We start from the raw sequence: 15495 nt of genomic DNA, 5'->3' as shown, positions 1-15495 counted from the left end.
ATGGGCCTGAGGAAAGAAGAAATACACATGCGCGTGCTGTTCGCCACCGTCTCCGAGAAATCCCACTTGTACACCATGGTTCCGTTGGCGTGGGCATGCGCTGCAGCCGGGCACGAGGTGAGGGTCGCCAGTAACCCGGCCCTCACCGAGGCCATCACCCGCACCGGTCTCACCGCCGTTTCCGTCGGCAGTGACCATAATCTGCACGAGATGTTCGCCATGCACCACGACCAGCTGGAGAACGAGATCTCCGACTGGTCGGAGCCGTTCACCGACCGGCAGACCTGGGAGAAGGTGCTCACGAAGTACCGCATGAGCGTCCAGTTCGCCTACCAGATCTACAACGACTGCATGGTCGACGACATGGTGGCGCTCGCCCGGGACTGGCAGCCGGACCTGGTCATCTGGGACCCGCTTACTTTCGCGGCGCCGGTGGCAGCCCGGGTCGTCGGTGCCGCCCACGCGCGCATGCTGTGGGCGGTCGACATCTACGCGGCGATGCGCAAGACCTTCCTCGAACTGAAGGAACAGCAGCCGGAAGACAAGCGGGAGGACCCCCTCGCCGCTTGGCTGTCCGGCCTGCTCGCCCGTTACGGCAGTGACTTCCACGAAGAGCTCACCACCGGTCAGTGGACCATCGACCAGATCCCGGAAAGCCTTCAGCTGCCGTTGGACGGGCCGCGTGTCCCGGTGCGCTGGGTGCCCTACAACGGGCCGGCGGTGGAACCCGCGTGGGTCCGTGAGAAGCCCCAGCGCCCCCGGGTCTGCCTGACCTCCGGAGTGTCCTTCGGCGCGCTGGGCGGCTCCTTCGTGCCCGTCCAGGAGATCCTCGACGCGGTCGCCGACCTCGACATCGAACTCGTCGCGGCGCTGCCCGAGGAGGTGTCGGCCGGACTGGAGCGGGTGCCGGACAACACCCGCCTCGTGGACTTCGTGCCACTGCACACCCTGCTGCCCAGCTGCTCCGCGATCCTCCACCACGGCGGCTTCGGCTCCTGGGCGACCGCACTGGTCGACGGGGTGCCGCAGCTCATGGCCCCGATCCGGTTCGCGGACTGGTGGTCGAAGGCGACCGCGCTGGATGCCGCGGGTGCGGGCCTGTACGTGCATGCCGCCGAGCTCACCGCCCAGGGGGTTCGCGAGGGCATTCAGCGCCTGCTGAACGAACCGTCCTTCCAGGAGTCCGCCGACCGGCTCCGGCACGAGATATTGGCGACGCCGAGCCCCGCCGAGCTGGTTCCGGTGCTCGAGAAGCTGACCGCCGAGCACCGCTCGTGAGCGTACGGGAACTGGTCATCGGGGGCGCCTACGAATTCGCGCCCGCGGTGCACGCCGACGACCGGGGAACGTTCTGCGCGAACTACACCGAATCCTCCTTCGCCGAGGCTGTCGGGCATCCGCTGCGACTGGGGCAGTACCACAACAGCCTGTCCCGGCGCGGCACCATCCGCGGGATCCACTTCGCGGACGTGCCCCCCGGACAGGCCAAGTACGTCACCTGCACCCGGGGCTCGATGCTCGATGTGGTCGTGGACCTCCGGGTGGGCTCGCCGACCTTCGGGCAGTGGGACTCGCTCGTGCTGGATTCCCGTACGTGCCGAGGGGTCTACCTCGCCGAGGGACTCGGCCACGGGTTCATGGCCCTGGAGGACGACACTGTGGCCGCGTACCTCTGCTCGACCGAGTACAACCCGGGCGTGGAGCACGAGGTCGATCCTCTCGACCCCGCCCTCGCCCTCCCCTGGCCGGACGGCATCCCGCCGATGCTGTCCGACCGGGACCGTGACGCGCCCACGCTGGCACAGGCCCGGCAGGCCGGCGCGCTCCCCGACCACGACGCCTGCCTGACCCGCTATGAGGCGCTGCGTCGACTCTGACCGCTCCACCGACCGGTGGACCCCCATGGCCGGTCGGTGGAGTCGCACCATTCACCGAACTGGATACGTCCAAGGCCCACATCGGCCGATCCGGCACGGGCATGCCTGCGGCACGCAGGACCGATTGTGGAATTCCAGTAGAGGAGAGACGGAGAAGATATGCCGGTGATCGAGGTTCGGAAACTCCGGAAGAAATACGGCGACCGTGTCGCGGTCGACGATGTTTCCCTGCACGTCGAAGAAGGTGAGGTCTTCGGCATTCTGGGCCCCAATGGCGCAGGCAAGACGACAACCGTGGAATGCATCGAGGGCCTGCGCCGGTACGACGGAGGCACGATTTCCGTCATGGGCCTCGACCCCCACCGGGACAGGACCGAGCTGCGGCAGCGCATCGGTATCCAGCTCCAGGAAAGTGAGCTTCCGCCCAGACTCAAGGTCTGGGAGGCGCTGCAGATGTACAGCACCTTCTACCGTGAGCCCGCGGACTGGCGGAAGCTGATCAGCGACTGGGGACTGGAGGGGAAGCGCAACAGCCAGTTCGGACAGCTGTCCGGAGGCCAGAAGCAGCGGCTGTCCATTGCCCTGGCACTCGTCGGCAACCCACGGATCGCGGTGTTCGACGAGCTGACGACCGCTCTCGACCCCCGGGCGCGGCGGGAGACCTGGGAGCTGGTGGAGAGAGTCCGCGCCCAGGGTGTGACCGTCCTGCTGGTGACCCACTTCATGGAGGAGGCGGAGCGGCTCTGCGACCGCATCGCGGTCATCAAGGACGGGCGGCTGGCGGCCCTGGACACCCCGGCCGGTCTGGTTTCCGCCACCAGCACCCAACAACGCGTCCGCTTCAAGCCCTCCGAGCCGCTGGACGACGCCCTGCTGACCGCGCTGCCCGACGTCGTATCGGTGACCCGCACCAACTCCCAGGTGACGGTGACCGGTACGGGGAACATGGTGTACGCGGTGATCGCGACGCTGGCGCACCACCGGATCGTTCCTGACGAACTGCGCCTGGAGCAGCCCACACTCGAGGACGCCTTCGTGAAGCTCACCGGTTCGACGCCCGATCACTGACGCCGTGCCACCGGCCGGCGTGCGGCCGTACCGACCCCAAAGTGACGTGCCGGGCCCCCGCGGCAGTCACGCCGACCGAGGACGGCCCCCGGCCGCCAGGAGGACATCCATGACCGGACGTTCCCAGCTCACTCTCGTTGAGACGAAGCTCTTTCTCCGCGATCCGACCGCGGTCTTCTTCGTCCTCGCGCTACCCATCATGCTGCTGGGCATCTTCGACATCATCACCGGCAAATCGCACGACACCGCGGCCCAGAAGGCATCAATGGCGGCGTTCGTACCGGCCATGGCGATGTCGATGTGCCTCACCATGCTGTCGCTGAACCTACTGCCCACCACCCTGGCGACCTACCGGGAGAAGGGCATCCTGCGCCGCATGGCGGCCAGTCCCGTTCACCCCGTCAACCTGCTGCTGGCCCAGCTCATCATCAACCTGGCAACCGCTGTAGTAGCGGCGGCGCTGGTGCTCGGCGTCGGACGGCTCGTGTTCGACACAGCTCTGCCGGATCAGGTGCCGGCCTTCCTGCTGGCATTCGCCCTGGGTGCCTGGGCGTTGTTCTCCGTGGGGCTCGTGGTGGCCGCCGTGGCGCCGGGAAGCCGCGCGGCGACATCGATAGGGCTCTCGCTCCTGTTCCCCAGCCTGTTCTTCGGTGGAGTGTTCCTCCCCAAGGAGCAACTCCCGCACACGGTCTCCGTCATCGGTGACTACACACCGCTCGGGGCCACCCTGCAGGCGCTGCGGGATTCCTGGGAAGGAAACTGGCCACACACACAGCACCTGCTCGTCCTCGCGATCATCGGAGCGCTGTGCAGCGTGCTTGCTGCCAAGCTCTTCCGGTGGCAGTAACGGTCGGTGGACACGTGCACACCACGCTCCTCTCCCTGGAATCCACGCCCACACGAACAGCGGTTGTTGCCGCGGTTCCGCGCTCCCACGGCCGGTCGGTATGAGCTCGGCCAAGAAACCGTGCGTCGCGGTCATCGGTGGCACCGGATTCCTCGGCCGACACGTCTGCGCAGCGTTCACCCGCCGTGGATACCGCGTGCTCGCGGTCGGCCGGAAGCCGCCCCGAGAAGCACCTGAAGCCGAATTCATCTCCCTCGACATGCTGGGCACCTCCGCGGAACTCATCGGCGAGGTGCTCGCCGTCGCCGACGCCCGGGTGGTCGTCAACGCAGCCACGGACTCCTGGTCCGGCACGGACGCGCAGATGGCCCGCTCCCATGTCCAACTGGTCGAGACACTCGTGGAGGCGCTGGCAGGCATTCCGCAGCGGCCCCGGCTGGTCCACCTCGGCTCGGTGCACGAGTACGGGGAGTTCCCGCCCGGACTCTCCGTGGCGGAGGACTGGCCGCCCGCCCCCGCCACCCTCTACGGGCGGACCAAGCTGGCGGGAAGCCGGACGGTCCTGGATGCCGCCCAGGCCGGCCGTATCGATGCCCTCGTCCTGCGGATCACCAATGTGTGCGGCCCCGGCGCTCCCCGCGCCACCTTCCTGGGGAAGGTCGCCACCCTGCTGCGCCGGGCGACCCCCGGTGAGCCCGTCCGGCTGACGATCGCCGAGGCCCGGCGCGACTTCATCGACGTCCGCGATGTCGCGGACGCGGTCCTCCGGGCCGGCGAATGCTCCCTGACGGGCGAGACGGTGAACATCGGTCAGGGGTCGGCCGTGTCCCTGCGGGACGTCCTGGGCCTGCTGGTGTCCGCCTCCGGAGTGCCACCGCATCTCGTCCAGGAGCTGGACGGACCGGTACGCCGGAACGGCGCGGACTGGACACAGGCGGACATCCGGCGGGCGCGCGAGGTGCTGGGGTGGTCGCCCCGGGTGCCCCTGGCGCGGTCGATCGGTGACCAATGGGCGGCGGCGGCCGAAGAGAATCAGAATCTGTAAAGGAATACCAGATGGAGTACACCTACCTCGGTCGCACCGCCCTCCAGGTGAGCCGGCTCTGCCTGGGCACCCTGAATCTGGGCGTCCGGGCGACCAAGGAAGAGAGCTTCGAGATCTTGGACCGCGGTCTGGACCGGGGCATCAACTTCCTCGACACCGCCAACCAGTACGGCTGGCAGATCTACAAGGGCTTCACCGAGGAGCTTCTCGGCGAGTGGTTCGCGCAGGGCGGCGGACGCCGCGACCAGGTCGTGCTCGCCACCAAGGTGTACAACGCCATGAGCGACCGGCCCAACGACGGCGGCCTGTCCGCCCGCCACATCATCGCGTCCTGCGAAGCCTCGCTGCGCCGGCTGCGGACCGACTGGATCGACCTCTTCCAGATGCACCACGTGGACCGCCACGCCCCCTGGGAAGAGGTCTGGCAGGCCATGGAGATCCTCACCCAGCAGGGCAAGGTGCGGTACGTGGGCTCCTCCAACTTCGCCGGCTGGCACCTCGCCGAGGCGCAGGAGGCCGCGGTACGCCGCAACTTCCTCGGCATCGTGTCCGAGCAGTCCGTCTACAACATGGTCACCCGCTATGTGGAACTGGAACTCATCCCGGCCGCACAGCGCTACGGCGTGGCCGTCCTCGCCTGGTCGCCGCTGCACGGGGGGCTCCTGAGCGGCGCGCTGCGCAAGCTGGAGGAGGGCACGGCCGTCAAGACCGCTCAGGGACGGGCGATGCAGGCGCTGGAAGCGCATCGCGACGCCGTCGCCGGATACGAGAAGCTGTGCGCCGGAATCGGCGCCGACCCGGCCGAGGTCGGCATGGCCTGGGTCATGTCCCGGCCCGGCGTCACCGCCCCGGTCATCGGTCCGCGCAGCATCGGTCAACTGGAAAGCGCGCTGGGCGCGTTGGACCTGAACCTGACGGACGAACTGCTGGCCGAGATAGACCAGCTGTTCCCGCCGCTCGGCAACGGCGGACCCGGGCCCGAGGCGTGGGCCTGGTGAGCGCCCTCGCCCACCGCGTCCTCGCCCACCGCGTCGCGCGCTCCGCGCTCGCGGCCGACAGCTCCACCGCCCCTCTGCCCGACTTCCACGGCTGGTTCGACGAACGCAACCGGGCAGACACGTCACGGATCGAGCGCATACCCTTCGCGTCCCTGCGGGGCTGGAACTTCCAGTCGGGAACGGGAAACCTCGTCCACGACAGCGGCCGGTTCTTCAGCATCGAAGGCTTGGACATCCGGATGCCCGGCCGCGCCGTCGATGCCTGGACCCAGCCGATCCTCCATCAGCCGGAGGTCGGCATCCTCGGCATCATCGCCAAGGAGTTCAACGGCATACTGCACTTCCTCATGCAGGCCAAAATGGAGCCCGGCAACTGCAACGGTCTCCAGCTCTCGCCGACCGTACAGGCCACCCGCAGCAACTACACACGGGTCCACAAGGGCGCGGCCGTTCCGTACGTCGAGTACTTTCAGCGGCTCGGGCAATACCGGATCCTGGCCGATGTACGGCAGTCCGAGCAGGGTTGCTGGTTCTACCGCAAGCGGAACCGGAACGTCGTCATCGAGGTGCACGAGGACATCGAGGTGCTGGACGGATTTCGCTGGCTGACCCTCGGACAGCTGCACCAACTGCTCGCTGTCGACGACCTGGTCAACATGGACTCCCGCAGCGTCCTCGCCTGCCTGCCCTTCCCGTTCCACGGAGCCGGTACGAGTGGCGCAGGCCACCACTCCGCGCTCATCGGAACGGACCTGCTCAGTTGGATCACAGAGGCCCGCACCCGGTGCGACCCCCGCGTCGAGCGTTTGCCCTTGGACAGGGTCCGGCACTGGCAGCGCTCGGCAGACCGGATCTCCCACGAGTCCGGCCGCTTCTTCAGCGTCATCGCGGTGGACGTCCAGGCTGGCGGCCGCGAGGTCCGCAGCTGGTCCCAGCCCATGATCGAGCCGCACGGCACCGGCGTGTCGGCCCTCCTGACCCGACGCGTGGACGGCGTCCTGCGGGCGCTTGTCCACGCGCGCCCCGAACCGGGCTGCACCGACGCACTCGAACTTGCCCCCACCGTCCAGTGCACGCCGGCGAACTACACCCACCTGCCCGCGGCCGCGCGTCCACCGCTCCTCGACCAAGTGATCGAGGCCGCGCCCGAGCAGGTGTTGTTCGACTCGGTGCTCTCGGAGGAAGGCGGCCGCTTCTACCACGCCCGCAACCGCTATCTCGTCCTCGATGCCGACCCGGACCTTTCGAACGTCGACCTCGGCCCCGACTACCGCTGGGTTCCCGTTCCGGAACTCATCGGACTGATCCGGCACAGCCACTACCTCAACATCGAGGCACGCACCCTGATCACCTGCCTGCAGAGCCTCGACGTGTGACAGACCGGCCGAACTCCTTGACTCCGTGGCTGAGTTGCTGCGGCATTGCCGGTGCGTGCCGGACGGCGAGGTCCAGCATCAGTAGATGATGGACACGATCTGGCAGGTAGCTTCGGCCAGTTGCCGGTCACCGGTGACGTGGGCACGGGCGAGCGCGGTGGCCGGTGTGATGCCGCGGGTGCACAGCCGCCACGCAGAATCCGCGTCCATCCCGACGCGAGCAGCGGTCTGTCCGGCGTGCGGCTCGGACAGCGACCAACGCTCCCCGGTAGCGGTGACGGCCCAGGTGCCACCGGCCGGGCCGTCGACGCTCACCTGGATCTGCGTGCCGACGGCCGCAGCCGTGTGCCGCAGGGTGTGCGGCAGAGCCCGCATGAAGATGTCCAGGACCACCGAGAGAAGGTGTGGGTTCAGGTCGGTTCCCTGGCCGACGGCGTGCCGGATCTGCTGACGGTGGGTCCAGAACTCCGTCAGGTCGCGTGCGCAGTCCAGCCACATCGGCGCGGGATCGATGCCGGCCCACGACACCCCGAGCGAGGGAGCGCCGGGATCGGTGGTCTCGAAGAACCGGGTGACCTGCCCGCCGACCAGATCCAATGTGTCTGTGAGAGCGGCGGGGCTTACCCGCGCCAAGGCGTCGATCCACTCCTGGTTGATGCGGTGGATGAACCTCTCCAGCGTCTCACCCGGCGCGAAGCGGGGCCCTTCTTGGTGGCCGTCACGGTCGCGGGCAAGGCGACCGTAGAAGTCACCCAGGATGTGCGTGGCGAGAGCGCGGACGGACCAGCCCGGCACCGCCTCCTTCCCCCAGTCGGCCTGCTCCAGGTCACGTAGCGTGGCCATCAGCGCCGCTTGCTCTACGGCGAACAAGGGGCGGACGTCGATCGGGGCACCGAGCCAGGAATATCGCGGATCATGTGCGAGCCGGCGTTTCATGGCCAAATGATGCCAAGCGCATGCGCGAGCGACCATGATTTTCTTCCGAACTGGGGCCGTAGGCAGTGACAGTAGGGGTCGTCCCACAGCGTCCGCTCGGGACCTGGTGGCGTGATCACGGCGTCACGTGTGAATTGGCGCAGCTCGGCCCGCGTACGCGCTCTTTGATGCGGACGGCACGTCGATCGACGCTGCGGACACCGCACGCCGGGGAACGTGGGCGGCATCGCCATGAGTCGGTATGACAGCGTCCACTTCGCGGTGCTGGACGAGTTCCGCTCCATTGGCCTCTAGGTACTGTCCGACGGGGGAGTGTGTGCCTCGCCGGTCGCTCGGGCCTGGGTGATGATCTCTTGCAGGGCCGCGATGTGGCTTTCCAGGGCTTCCCGGCCGGCCGGTGCAAGGTTGATCCAGGTGCGGCCCCGCTTGCCTACGTATCCGCGACGGACCTCGACGTAATTGCAGTCGCTCAGCTTGGTGACCTGCTTCGACAACGCCGAATCGGACAGGCCGACCGTGTCGCGGACGAAGGCGAACTCCGCCCACCGTGCTGTGCTCAGCAAGGACAGGATGGACAGCCGTGTCGGATCGGCCAGGAGCGGGTCGATGGGGTTCGCGGTCACTGCATCCTCCGCTTCGAGGTCAGCTTGAACAGCCACTTCCGGAAGCGGGTGTCGAGCGAGGTCAGGGCGGTGGTCACCATGATCAGCAGGAGCATGCCCATCGTGTGCCAGTAGGGCACGTGGTCGTTCAAGTAGGCGGTGTGGGGGGTGATGCTGAAGTAGCCGACCGCCATTAGCACGGCGACGGCGGTGAGCACTGCCAGGACGTAGGCCGGCGGTCGGTTGTGGGCTCCGGTGGTGCATAGCCGAGCAGAGCGGCTCCGCGCGGGGTCCTGAAGGCGATTTTGTGGGTCCAGAGGACGGCGGCCACCATCAGGACGGGCGTCGCCCCCGGATCGTCGAACACGTCGTACCACGCGCCGAACGCCAGCCCCACCAGAGTCAACGCGACCTTCACTCTCAACGGCTCCTGACGCGCCGTCAACGCCGCACCCTGGTACACCGGCGTTCCGCGCAGAGTCAGAGCAGCCCGCTTCGGACTCGGTCGATCCGTCATGTGAGCTGCCTTGCTTTCCGTAAGGAAAAGCTCTTTCCTAGTTGGAAAGCTACACCATGCTGTCCCGAAGGTCGATTTCCCCAACCGGGATGTTGAGTACGCCGGCGATCTGAGTAATGCGTGCTCGGGCAAGGCCGCGGACGGCTCAGTAGCGTTCAGGGGAGGGGTGCTCGTGAAGACCGATTCCTGTCGGCACGGCGAGCAGTGGACCGACCGAGGGGACGCATGAGCACAAAACCTGGTCGCGGAGCGGGAGACGGCGCGCGCCGGACGACCGTCTCCCGTCCCGCCGCCACTGAGCGCATTACCCGACGGAGCGCGATGGGCCTACGTCAGAGGTCACCGAGGGGATCACGTTCGAGAGCCCACCTTCCCGGAGCGGTTCCGGTGACCCACCGATGATTGAGTAACGATCACTCCCCCAGGGTGCCAGGACGGTGATCCACTGGAGACCAGCGGCAGGGAACTGGGGAAGGCGCCCGCCGCAGGACCTGGGCCGATCTCCCTTGTGCGGTCCGGGGCCGATTCGTCTCTGCCCTCGTGAGTAGGAGCGGAAGCCCACGGGGGTGGAGGCGGAGGGGCCAGCACGCGGACGGCAGGAAGTGCCGTCGTGCATCCGGTGACCGGGCCACCGAAGGGCGGATGCGGCCGCGAATCTCTGTCAGGGGAATGCCGGTTACTCATCCGACTGGGGCGACCGCATACGACGTTCCCGGCATCGCTCGTCCGAAGGCCGGGGGAGAAGGGCAACCGATGAGCATGTTGAGTTCGTTCCCTGCGCCGCTCCTGCTGAATACCGTAGCGGCGGTTCTCCTGGTGATGAAGTACGGAAGGTACCGGTAATCCGTACAGGGGCACGACGCGAGTCCGTCGTCGGCAGGACGTGTGTCGACGCAGTGGAGGAGCTGCCCGCTGGGCTGCGGGCGGGTGGCCGAGGCGCTCGACGGGGCAGGTGGCGTGGACCACCGGTGCAGACCGCGAACGGGCCGTAGGGCTCCCGGGAGAGCGTTTCGGTTGATTTGAGTCATTGCGACTCAAGCAATCCCTTCCTGTGACTTGCACAGTAGGCGCAGGCAAAGCCGTCCGGATACCCAGAAGCTGTATCGGAGGGATTCTCCATGGAAGGTAGTGCTGCGCCCGGTAGTCCTCCCGTCACCGATCTGCAAGGCGCTGTGACGACGGTCGTCCCAGGTCCCCAGGCGCTGTCCGACGGGGAAGGCGCGCCCTGCGGTGGCGCAGCGTCGTGTGCGCTGTACGAGCCTCACCACGGACGTACGGGTGGCACGGTACGGTCCTGGGACCTCCCGCACGACCTCCGTTCCGCGCCCTTCGTCCGAGATCTGATCGGTTCCTGCTGCCAGCGGTGGAATCTCTCCGAGCGGTGTCTTCAGGACTGCTCGTTGGTCGCCTCCGAGCTGGTGTCCAATTCGCTGACCCACGCCCTCCCGCCGATCACCGTCTCGGTGATTCTGCCGCCGTGCCGGCAGCACATCCGGCTGGAGGTGTCGGACGGGGGGAGTGCCGGCGTCGAGGCCGAAGAAGGGCTGGATCCTGACGAGCACGGCCGGGGCAATATCGTCATTTCGACGATCGCCGCCTCCAGTGGCCATGGGGTGAGCGGTCAAGGGCTGCACATCCGCTGGGCGGCGCTGCCGACTTGTCCGTGAGGAGGGGTGGCGCGGGGCAGCGCGTCGAGTGAGGCGGCTCTGCCCGGCCGAGGCGTCGTACACAGCTCAAGGCTGATCTTCCTGCGGCAGGAGTCCGTCATTGACGATGCGCGCCAGTTCGCGGCGGTTCTTCGCGCCGACTTTCTGGTAGATGCGATACAGGTGATTGCCCACGGTGCGGACCGAGATGCTCAAGGAATCAGCGATCTCCTGGTTCGACATGCCCCGTCCGATGAATCCCGCCATCTCGTGCTCGCGCATGGTCAGCAGAGCGGGCATGTCGGCCAAGCCGATACCGAAGACATGGGCGCCCCCGCACTGCGCGTACAGCGCGGACGCCTTGCGGCCGGCGGAGACCGCCGCCCGGGTGTGTCCGATGCGGCGTTGTGCTGCCGCGGCGGCGTGGTAACTCTCGGCGGCGAACAGGGCGAAGCCCATCGCATCCCACCTCTCCGCCACTGCCAGCAGGGGCGCGGGCTCCTGCTGGTCGAGGGCGGCGGCGCAGGCGGCGCGGGCCGTCGGCACGGGACTGTCGCAGACCCTTGCCAGCTCCTCGAGGCGCCGTCGCACACGGCGAGCGCCACCCAGCCGCGCCACGTCCATCAGCAGCTCGCTCTCCTGGGCGAGACTGCCGAGCGCTCGGGCGCGCTCCGCTTGCTCCATGAATCCTGCGCAGGCCTCACTCAGCCTGCCGTTGAGAGCCATCTCCCACGCAGGAAGCGTGGCGACATCGGGTCGGGTGTACCCGGCAGGTCCCAGATCGCAGACCTGCTTCCAGAGTGCCGCGACCTTGGCGCGGTTTCCCAGTGCGGCCGTGACCTGCGCAAGTCCCGACACCGACAGCCACTGAGCGCCCTTGAAACGGGCGTCGGAGGCCAGCGCCGCAGCGGTCGTGAACCACTCGACGGCGCGCGGCAGCCGTCCTGCGAAGTACTCGACCTTGCCCAGCCCCACCGCGATCCAGACCTGGCAGAACAGTGAATGGTCGGCGGACGCGAGGGCGTAGGTTTCCTCGCCCAGCGTCCTGGCCTCGGTGAGCCGTCCGGCCTGTGCCAGCGCATGCAGCTTCGAAACGAGCTGCATGCGCGGGTCCGCCACCGCGATGATGCTCTTCGCCGCAAGGTGCTCTTGGTACGCCTCGTTCGCCAGCCGCAAGGCCTCTTGGTTGCGCCCGGCCTCGGAGAGGGCATAGACGACGGGGATCGCACCCATGACGCGCGCCCGGGCGTTGTGCATGTGCTCCAGGTCGTTCAGGATCCGGAGGGTTCTGCCGTAGTCGCCCAGAAAGGCGCGCACGCTGGCCTCGTCGACGCGCAGTTCCTCTTCGGCCTCCGTGCTGGTCAGTCTCAGTCGCGCGGCCTTGTTCGAGGTGAGTGCCTCGTCGAGGCGTAGCGCGCCCCACGCCAGGGTGTGCGTGCGCAGAATCGTCGCGTGGAGTACTTCCTCGTCGCCCTGCGCGACCGACGCGGCATCTGCCAACGCCTGTTCGGCATCGTCGAACCGGCCGAGTTTGAAGAGCGCGTCACCCAGGACGAGCCGTGGTTCGGAACCGGGCTGCAGTCGGCACAGTGCCTGGGCGATGCGCACCACTGACTCGTAGTCCTCGGCGCCGCGGGCCATGGCCAGGGCACGTGTCAGGAAGTCGGGGTCCGCGGTGCCCGTGGCGTCCAGCGACCACTGCGCGGCCAGCAGTGGATCCCCACGCCGTCGGCGACCGGTCCTCTCCAGCCATGCGACGCGGTCTGTGAGCAGCTGTTTACGGAATACGGAGGAGACCTGCTTTCGGAGAAGTTCCCCGTAAAGCGGATGGGCCAGCGCCAGTGTGGCCCGTCGGCCGTCGGTCTCGACCCGGGTGAGACCGGCGCGCTCCAGTTCGTCCAGGACGGTGGGCGGCGGTTCAGCGGCGCCCACCGAGCCGCAGACCGCGAGCGCTTCCAGCGCTGTTCTGCCTTGCGGGCTCACCGATTCGATGCGGCCCTGGAGCATTTCCGTCAGGCGCCGCGTTCCGCTCACGGGGCCCGTGCAACGCCAGACGCCGCCGTCCCCCACGAGGACGCCACTGTGCAGGGATCCGCTGACCAGCTCCCGCAGGAAGAGCGCGTTGCCTTGACTGGCCTGGTGTAGCAGCAGTGCGGTTCCTCGTTCGACGGGGCCGCCCAGGACGGTCTGCAGCACCGTCTCCACTTCCTCCGCGGTCCATGGTTCGATGTCGATGCGGTGCGTCCGGTCGCCCCGGTCCAGGCTTCCCACGGCCTCCGACAGAGGCTCGCCCGAGCGGATGGTGGCCAGCAGGTATATCTCGCGTGCGTCGACGAGCTGCCCGATCAGAACGGCCGACGTGGCATCGAGGAGATGGAGATCGTCGACCAGCCACACGGAGGCGTGCGCCTTCTTCCGCTGGGCTCTGAGATGTTGTACAGCGGGGTGGAACAGGCCGCCGGGGTCGCTGACGATTGCGGCGGACAGCAGATGGGTGATCGCGCCCAGCGGAATGGTCCGGGTGGCGGCCGTCGCGATGACGCGGGAGCATGCGTAGCCCTGGGCGGCGGCCTCGGCCAGGCATTCTTCGGCCAGCCGCGTCTTACCGACGCCTGCCGAGCCGCGGATGGTGCAGTTGCCGAGATCGGCTGACGCCAGGTGCTCGCGGAACGACTGGACCTCATCGAGACGGCTGACCAGCGGCCATCGACCGTCTATGGAGCTGTTGGCCATGATCGGGACCTACGGGTTGGGGAGTCAATGGACGTCCGCATCTCTGACCAGGATTACACGCGCGACCGATGGCGATCGACTCTGCACGAGGGCCCGCCGTGGGCCTGCGTGGGCGCAGACGTTCCGCAGGGGGAACAGGTCGTTGCGGAACGGGCGGCTGATGCCATGCCCGCAGGGCGAGCGCGATGAGCAGCGTAGAGATACCGGACGATCACGTCGGGTGGCGGGCATTTTCGGTCGAGCGCGCCCCGGGTCGAGCACCGCGCCAACGCTCTCCGGGCAGCTAACTACAGCCGGGACCATGATCAATTTGAGCGGCCCTTTCGTTTGTGGGCGGTCTGCGGCCTTGGGGAACAGCGGTACAGCCGTTAGCGGGTGTTCGGGGAAAGATCGTCGGCGGGGTGTGGGGCGTCTGTACCGTCCGCCGGGTGGCGGTGAGGACCGGAAGCTGATCGCGAAGCGCCGCGGTGACCACAACCGTCTCGGCTTCGCCTTGCAGATGTGCACGGTCCGGTACATCGGGCTGTTCCTGGAAGACCCCCTCGCGGTTCCGTGGCCGGTGATCGAGCACGTGGGCGAGCAGCTGAGCACCGAGGACGTCTCGTGCATCAAGCGGTACACCGAGCGGCAGATGACCGCGTACCAGCACGCGTGGGAGATCCGGGACGCCTACGGCTATCACCCGTACGACGATGCGGAGTGGGGCCGGAATTCCGCACGTTCCTGCACGGGCGGGCGTGGGCGCACGCCGAGGGGCTGGTGGCGCTGTTCAACCAGGCGCGGTGGGCTGGCTGCGCCGGAACCGGGTGCTGCTGCCCGCGTCTCGGTGCTGGCCCGGCAGGTCTCCGAGGTCCGCCAAATCGCCGAGAAGCGGCTGCACGCCACCGTCGCGTCACGAACCCCGCCATCGAGGCCCTGACCCGCTCCCGCCTGGTGCATGTCGACCAGTTCTACCTGCGTAGCGACACGATCGCCGCGGCGAACGCGAAGCTGATCGCCGCCCAGGCGGAGGTGCCGATCGTCCGGTACTGGGGGGATGGGCTGCTGGCGTCGGTGGACGGACTGCGGTTCGTCGTGCCTGTGCGCACGATCAACGCCGCGCCGTCGCCGAAGTACTTCGGCTTCAAGCGCGGCATCACCTGGCTCAACGCCGTGAACGACCAGGTCGCGGGCATCGGGCAGATGGTGGTGCCGGGCATGCCGCGCGACTCGCTGCACATCCTGGACCCACGGCAAGCGCGGCACCATCCACCAGGCGTACCGCGACGGCATGGAGGACCAGCTCGGCGCTCGGCCTGGTCCTCAACGCCATCGTGCTCTGGACGACCCGGTACATCAACGCCGCCGTCGCCCAGATGAAGGCCGAGGGCCACGAGATCCGCGAAGGGGACATCGCCCGGCTCTCCCCTCTGAAGCACAAGAACCTCAATGTGCTGGGCCGCTACAGCTTTACCGCGTCCGTCCCGGTCGGCGGCCTGCGGCCGTTGCGCGACCCGGACGCGGCCGGACTCGACGAGGACGACGAGGAGATCCCGGACATCTGACGGCGGTCGGCTGCAGCAGCTTGGGGGGTGGGCTGCCAGGAGGGGCGGGCTGAAGTGTGAACCTGCCAGTTACGGAGGGGGCTGCCATCCGGAGACGGGCGCGATTTCTCATGATCCTCCTTTCAGATAGTTCCCCAGCGCCTCCAGGCGCGCCTGCCAGAACCGCTCCATGCTCCTGAAGCCACTCCCGCAGCGCGGTGAACGCCTGCCGACTCAGCGCGTACCGGCGCGAACGGCCCTCCGGGGCCACCGCCACCAGATCCGCCGCCAGCCGCTCCAGCAGCATCCGACGTGTCGGATCCGCCA

At 68.0% G+C, this 15495-nt stretch carries 13 protein-coding genes and 1 pseudogene; 10 read left to right on the top strand and 4 right to left on the bottom strand.

The window, feature by feature from the left end:
• The first annotated feature begins 27 nt into the window (after positions 1–27).
• The 7 genes from ACGFZW_RS36855 to ACGFZW_RS36825 all read left to right on the top strand — a co-directional run bounded on the left by ACGFZW_RS36855 (position 28) and on the right by ACGFZW_RS36825 (position 7211).
• Positions 28–1278 (top strand): activator-dependent family glycosyltransferase, encoded by a 1251-nt coding sequence (locus ACGFZW_RS36855; RefSeq protein WP_393897693.1) that lies wholly within the window; start codon positions 28–30, stop codon positions 1276–1278.
• Entirely contained in the window at positions 1275–1877 is a 603-nt protein-coding gene (locus ACGFZW_RS36850; RefSeq protein WP_393897692.1) for a dTDP-4-dehydrorhamnose 3,5-epimerase family protein, read from the top strand. Before ACGFZW_RS36855 ends, ACGFZW_RS36850 begins: the two co-directional genes overlap by 4 nt.
• A gap of 159 nt (positions 1878–2036) precedes the next feature.
• Positions 2037–2945, top strand: coding sequence for an ABC transporter ATP-binding protein (locus ACGFZW_RS36845; RefSeq protein WP_393897691.1), 909 nt, complete (start codon positions 2037–2039; stop codon positions 2943–2945).
• 109 nt (positions 2946–3054) lie between these two features.
• The gene (locus ACGFZW_RS36840; protein ID WP_393897690.1) at positions 3055–3792 is read left to right on the top strand and encodes an ABC transporter permease; all 738 of its coding nucleotides are present in this window, start codon (positions 3055–3057) and stop codon (positions 3790–3792) included.
• 100 nt (positions 3793–3892) lie between these two features.
• Entirely contained in the window at positions 3893–4837 is a 945-nt protein-coding gene (locus ACGFZW_RS36835) for an NAD-dependent epimerase/dehydratase family protein (protein WP_393897689.1), read from the top strand.
• A gap of 11 nt (positions 4838–4848) precedes the next feature.
• Complete coding sequence (locus ACGFZW_RS36830; protein ID WP_393897688.1) at positions 4849–5835, top strand: aldo/keto reductase; 987 nt, start codon at positions 4849–4851, stop codon at positions 5833–5835.
• Entirely contained in the window at positions 5832–7211 is a 1380-nt protein-coding gene (locus ACGFZW_RS36825; RefSeq protein ID WP_393897687.1) for an NDP-hexose 2,3-dehydratase family protein, read from the top strand. The genes ACGFZW_RS36830 and ACGFZW_RS36825 overlap by 4 nt, the downstream gene beginning before the upstream one ends.
• A 78-nt stretch (positions 7212–7289) precedes the next feature.
• Here the strand turns inward: ACGFZW_RS36825 and ACGFZW_RS36820 are convergent, their stop codons facing one another.
• From ACGFZW_RS36820 to ACGFZW_RS36810, 3 genes are all read right to left on the bottom strand, one after another.
• A complete protein-coding gene (locus tag ACGFZW_RS36820; RefSeq protein WP_393897686.1) occupies positions 7290–8147 on the bottom strand; it encodes a maleylpyruvate isomerase family mycothiol-dependent enzyme in 858 nt (285 codons plus the stop codon).
• Between the two features lie 290 nt (positions 8148–8437).
• Positions 8438–8770: a winged helix-turn-helix domain-containing protein gene (locus ACGFZW_RS36815; RefSeq protein WP_393897685.1), complete on the bottom strand. Its 333-nt coding sequence runs from the start codon at positions 8768–8770 to the stop codon at positions 8438–8440.
• Positions 8767–8967 (bottom strand): hypothetical protein, encoded by a 201-nt coding sequence (locus ACGFZW_RS36810; protein ID WP_393897684.1) that lies wholly within the window; start codon positions 8965–8967, stop codon positions 8767–8769. The genes ACGFZW_RS36815 and ACGFZW_RS36810 overlap by 4 nt, the downstream gene beginning before the upstream one ends.
• A gap of 1417 nt (positions 8968–10384) precedes the next feature.
• Here ACGFZW_RS36810 and ACGFZW_RS36805 point away from each other — a divergent pair.
• Complete coding sequence (locus ACGFZW_RS36805) at positions 10385–10933, top strand: ATP-binding protein (protein ID WP_393897683.1); 549 nt, start codon at positions 10385–10387, stop codon at positions 10931–10933.
• Positions 10934–10999: 66 nt separating this feature from the next.
• Here ACGFZW_RS36805 and ACGFZW_RS36800 read toward each other — a convergent pair whose 3' ends face one another.
• Complete coding sequence (locus tag ACGFZW_RS36800; protein WP_393897682.1) at positions 11000–13645, bottom strand: LuxR C-terminal-related transcriptional regulator; 2646 nt, start codon at positions 13643–13645, stop codon at positions 11000–11002.
• On the opposite strand from ACGFZW_RS36800, the gene ACGFZW_RS36795 reads away from it, so the two are divergent.
• Together ACGFZW_RS36795 and ACGFZW_RS36790 are read left to right on the top strand one after the other, a co-directional pair.
• A complete protein-coding gene (locus tag ACGFZW_RS36795; protein ID WP_393897681.1) occupies positions 13539–14564 on the top strand; it encodes a DUF4158 domain-containing protein in 1026 nt (341 codons plus the stop codon). The genes ACGFZW_RS36800 and ACGFZW_RS36795 overlap by 107 nt on opposite strands.
• Positions 14558–15189, top strand: a pseudogene (locus ACGFZW_RS36790) (Tn3 family transposase); the annotation flags it as partial. The gene ACGFZW_RS36795 and the pseudogene ACGFZW_RS36790, both read left to right, overlap by 7 nt.
• Between the last annotated feature and the right edge of the window lie 306 nt (positions 15190–15495).

The organism is Streptomyces sp. NPDC048248 (assembly GCF_043201875.1).
Taxonomy (GTDB): domain Bacteria; phylum Actinomycetota; class Actinomycetes; order Streptomycetales; family Streptomycetaceae; genus Streptomyces.
The sequence above is the reverse complement of the archived record's forward strand: the minus strand, read 5'-3'. Positions and strand labels throughout refer to the sequence as shown.

Bases quoted from the DNA above. Each gene is read 5' to 3' on its own strand.
- ACGFZW_RS36855 (WP_393897693.1), top strand. From the start codon at position 28: ATGCGCGTGCTGTTCGCCACCGTCTCCGAGAAATCCCACTTGTACACC.
- ACGFZW_RS36835 (WP_393897689.1), top strand. From the start codon at position 3,893: ATGAGCTCGGCCAAGAAACCGTGCGTCGCGGTCATCGGTGGCACCGGA.
- ACGFZW_RS36840 (WP_393897690.1), top strand. From the start codon at position 3,055: ATGACCGGACGTTCCCAGCTCACTCTCGTTGAGACGAAGCTCTTTCTC.
- ACGFZW_RS36845 (WP_393897691.1), top strand. From the start codon at position 2,037: ATGCCGGTGATCGAGGTTCGGAAACTCCGGAAGAAATACGGCGACCGT.
- ACGFZW_RS36800 (WP_393897682.1), bottom strand. From the start codon at position 13,645: ATGGCCAACAGCTCCATAGACGGTCGATGGCCGCTGGTCAGCCGTCTC.
- ACGFZW_RS36805 (WP_393897683.1), top strand. From the start codon at position 10,385: ATGGAAGGTAGTGCTGCGCCCGGTAGTCCTCCCGTCACCGATCTGCAA.
- ACGFZW_RS36820 (WP_393897686.1), bottom strand. From the start codon at position 8,147: ATGAAACGCCGGCTCGCACATGATCCGCGATATTCCTGGCTCGGTGCC.
- ACGFZW_RS36830 (WP_393897688.1), top strand. From the start codon at position 4,849: ATGGAGTACACCTACCTCGGTCGCACCGCCCTCCAGGTGAGCCGGCTC.
- ACGFZW_RS36795 (WP_393897681.1), top strand. From the start codon at position 13,539: ATGGTGCAGTTGCCGAGATCGGCTGACGCCAGGTGCTCGCGGAACGAC.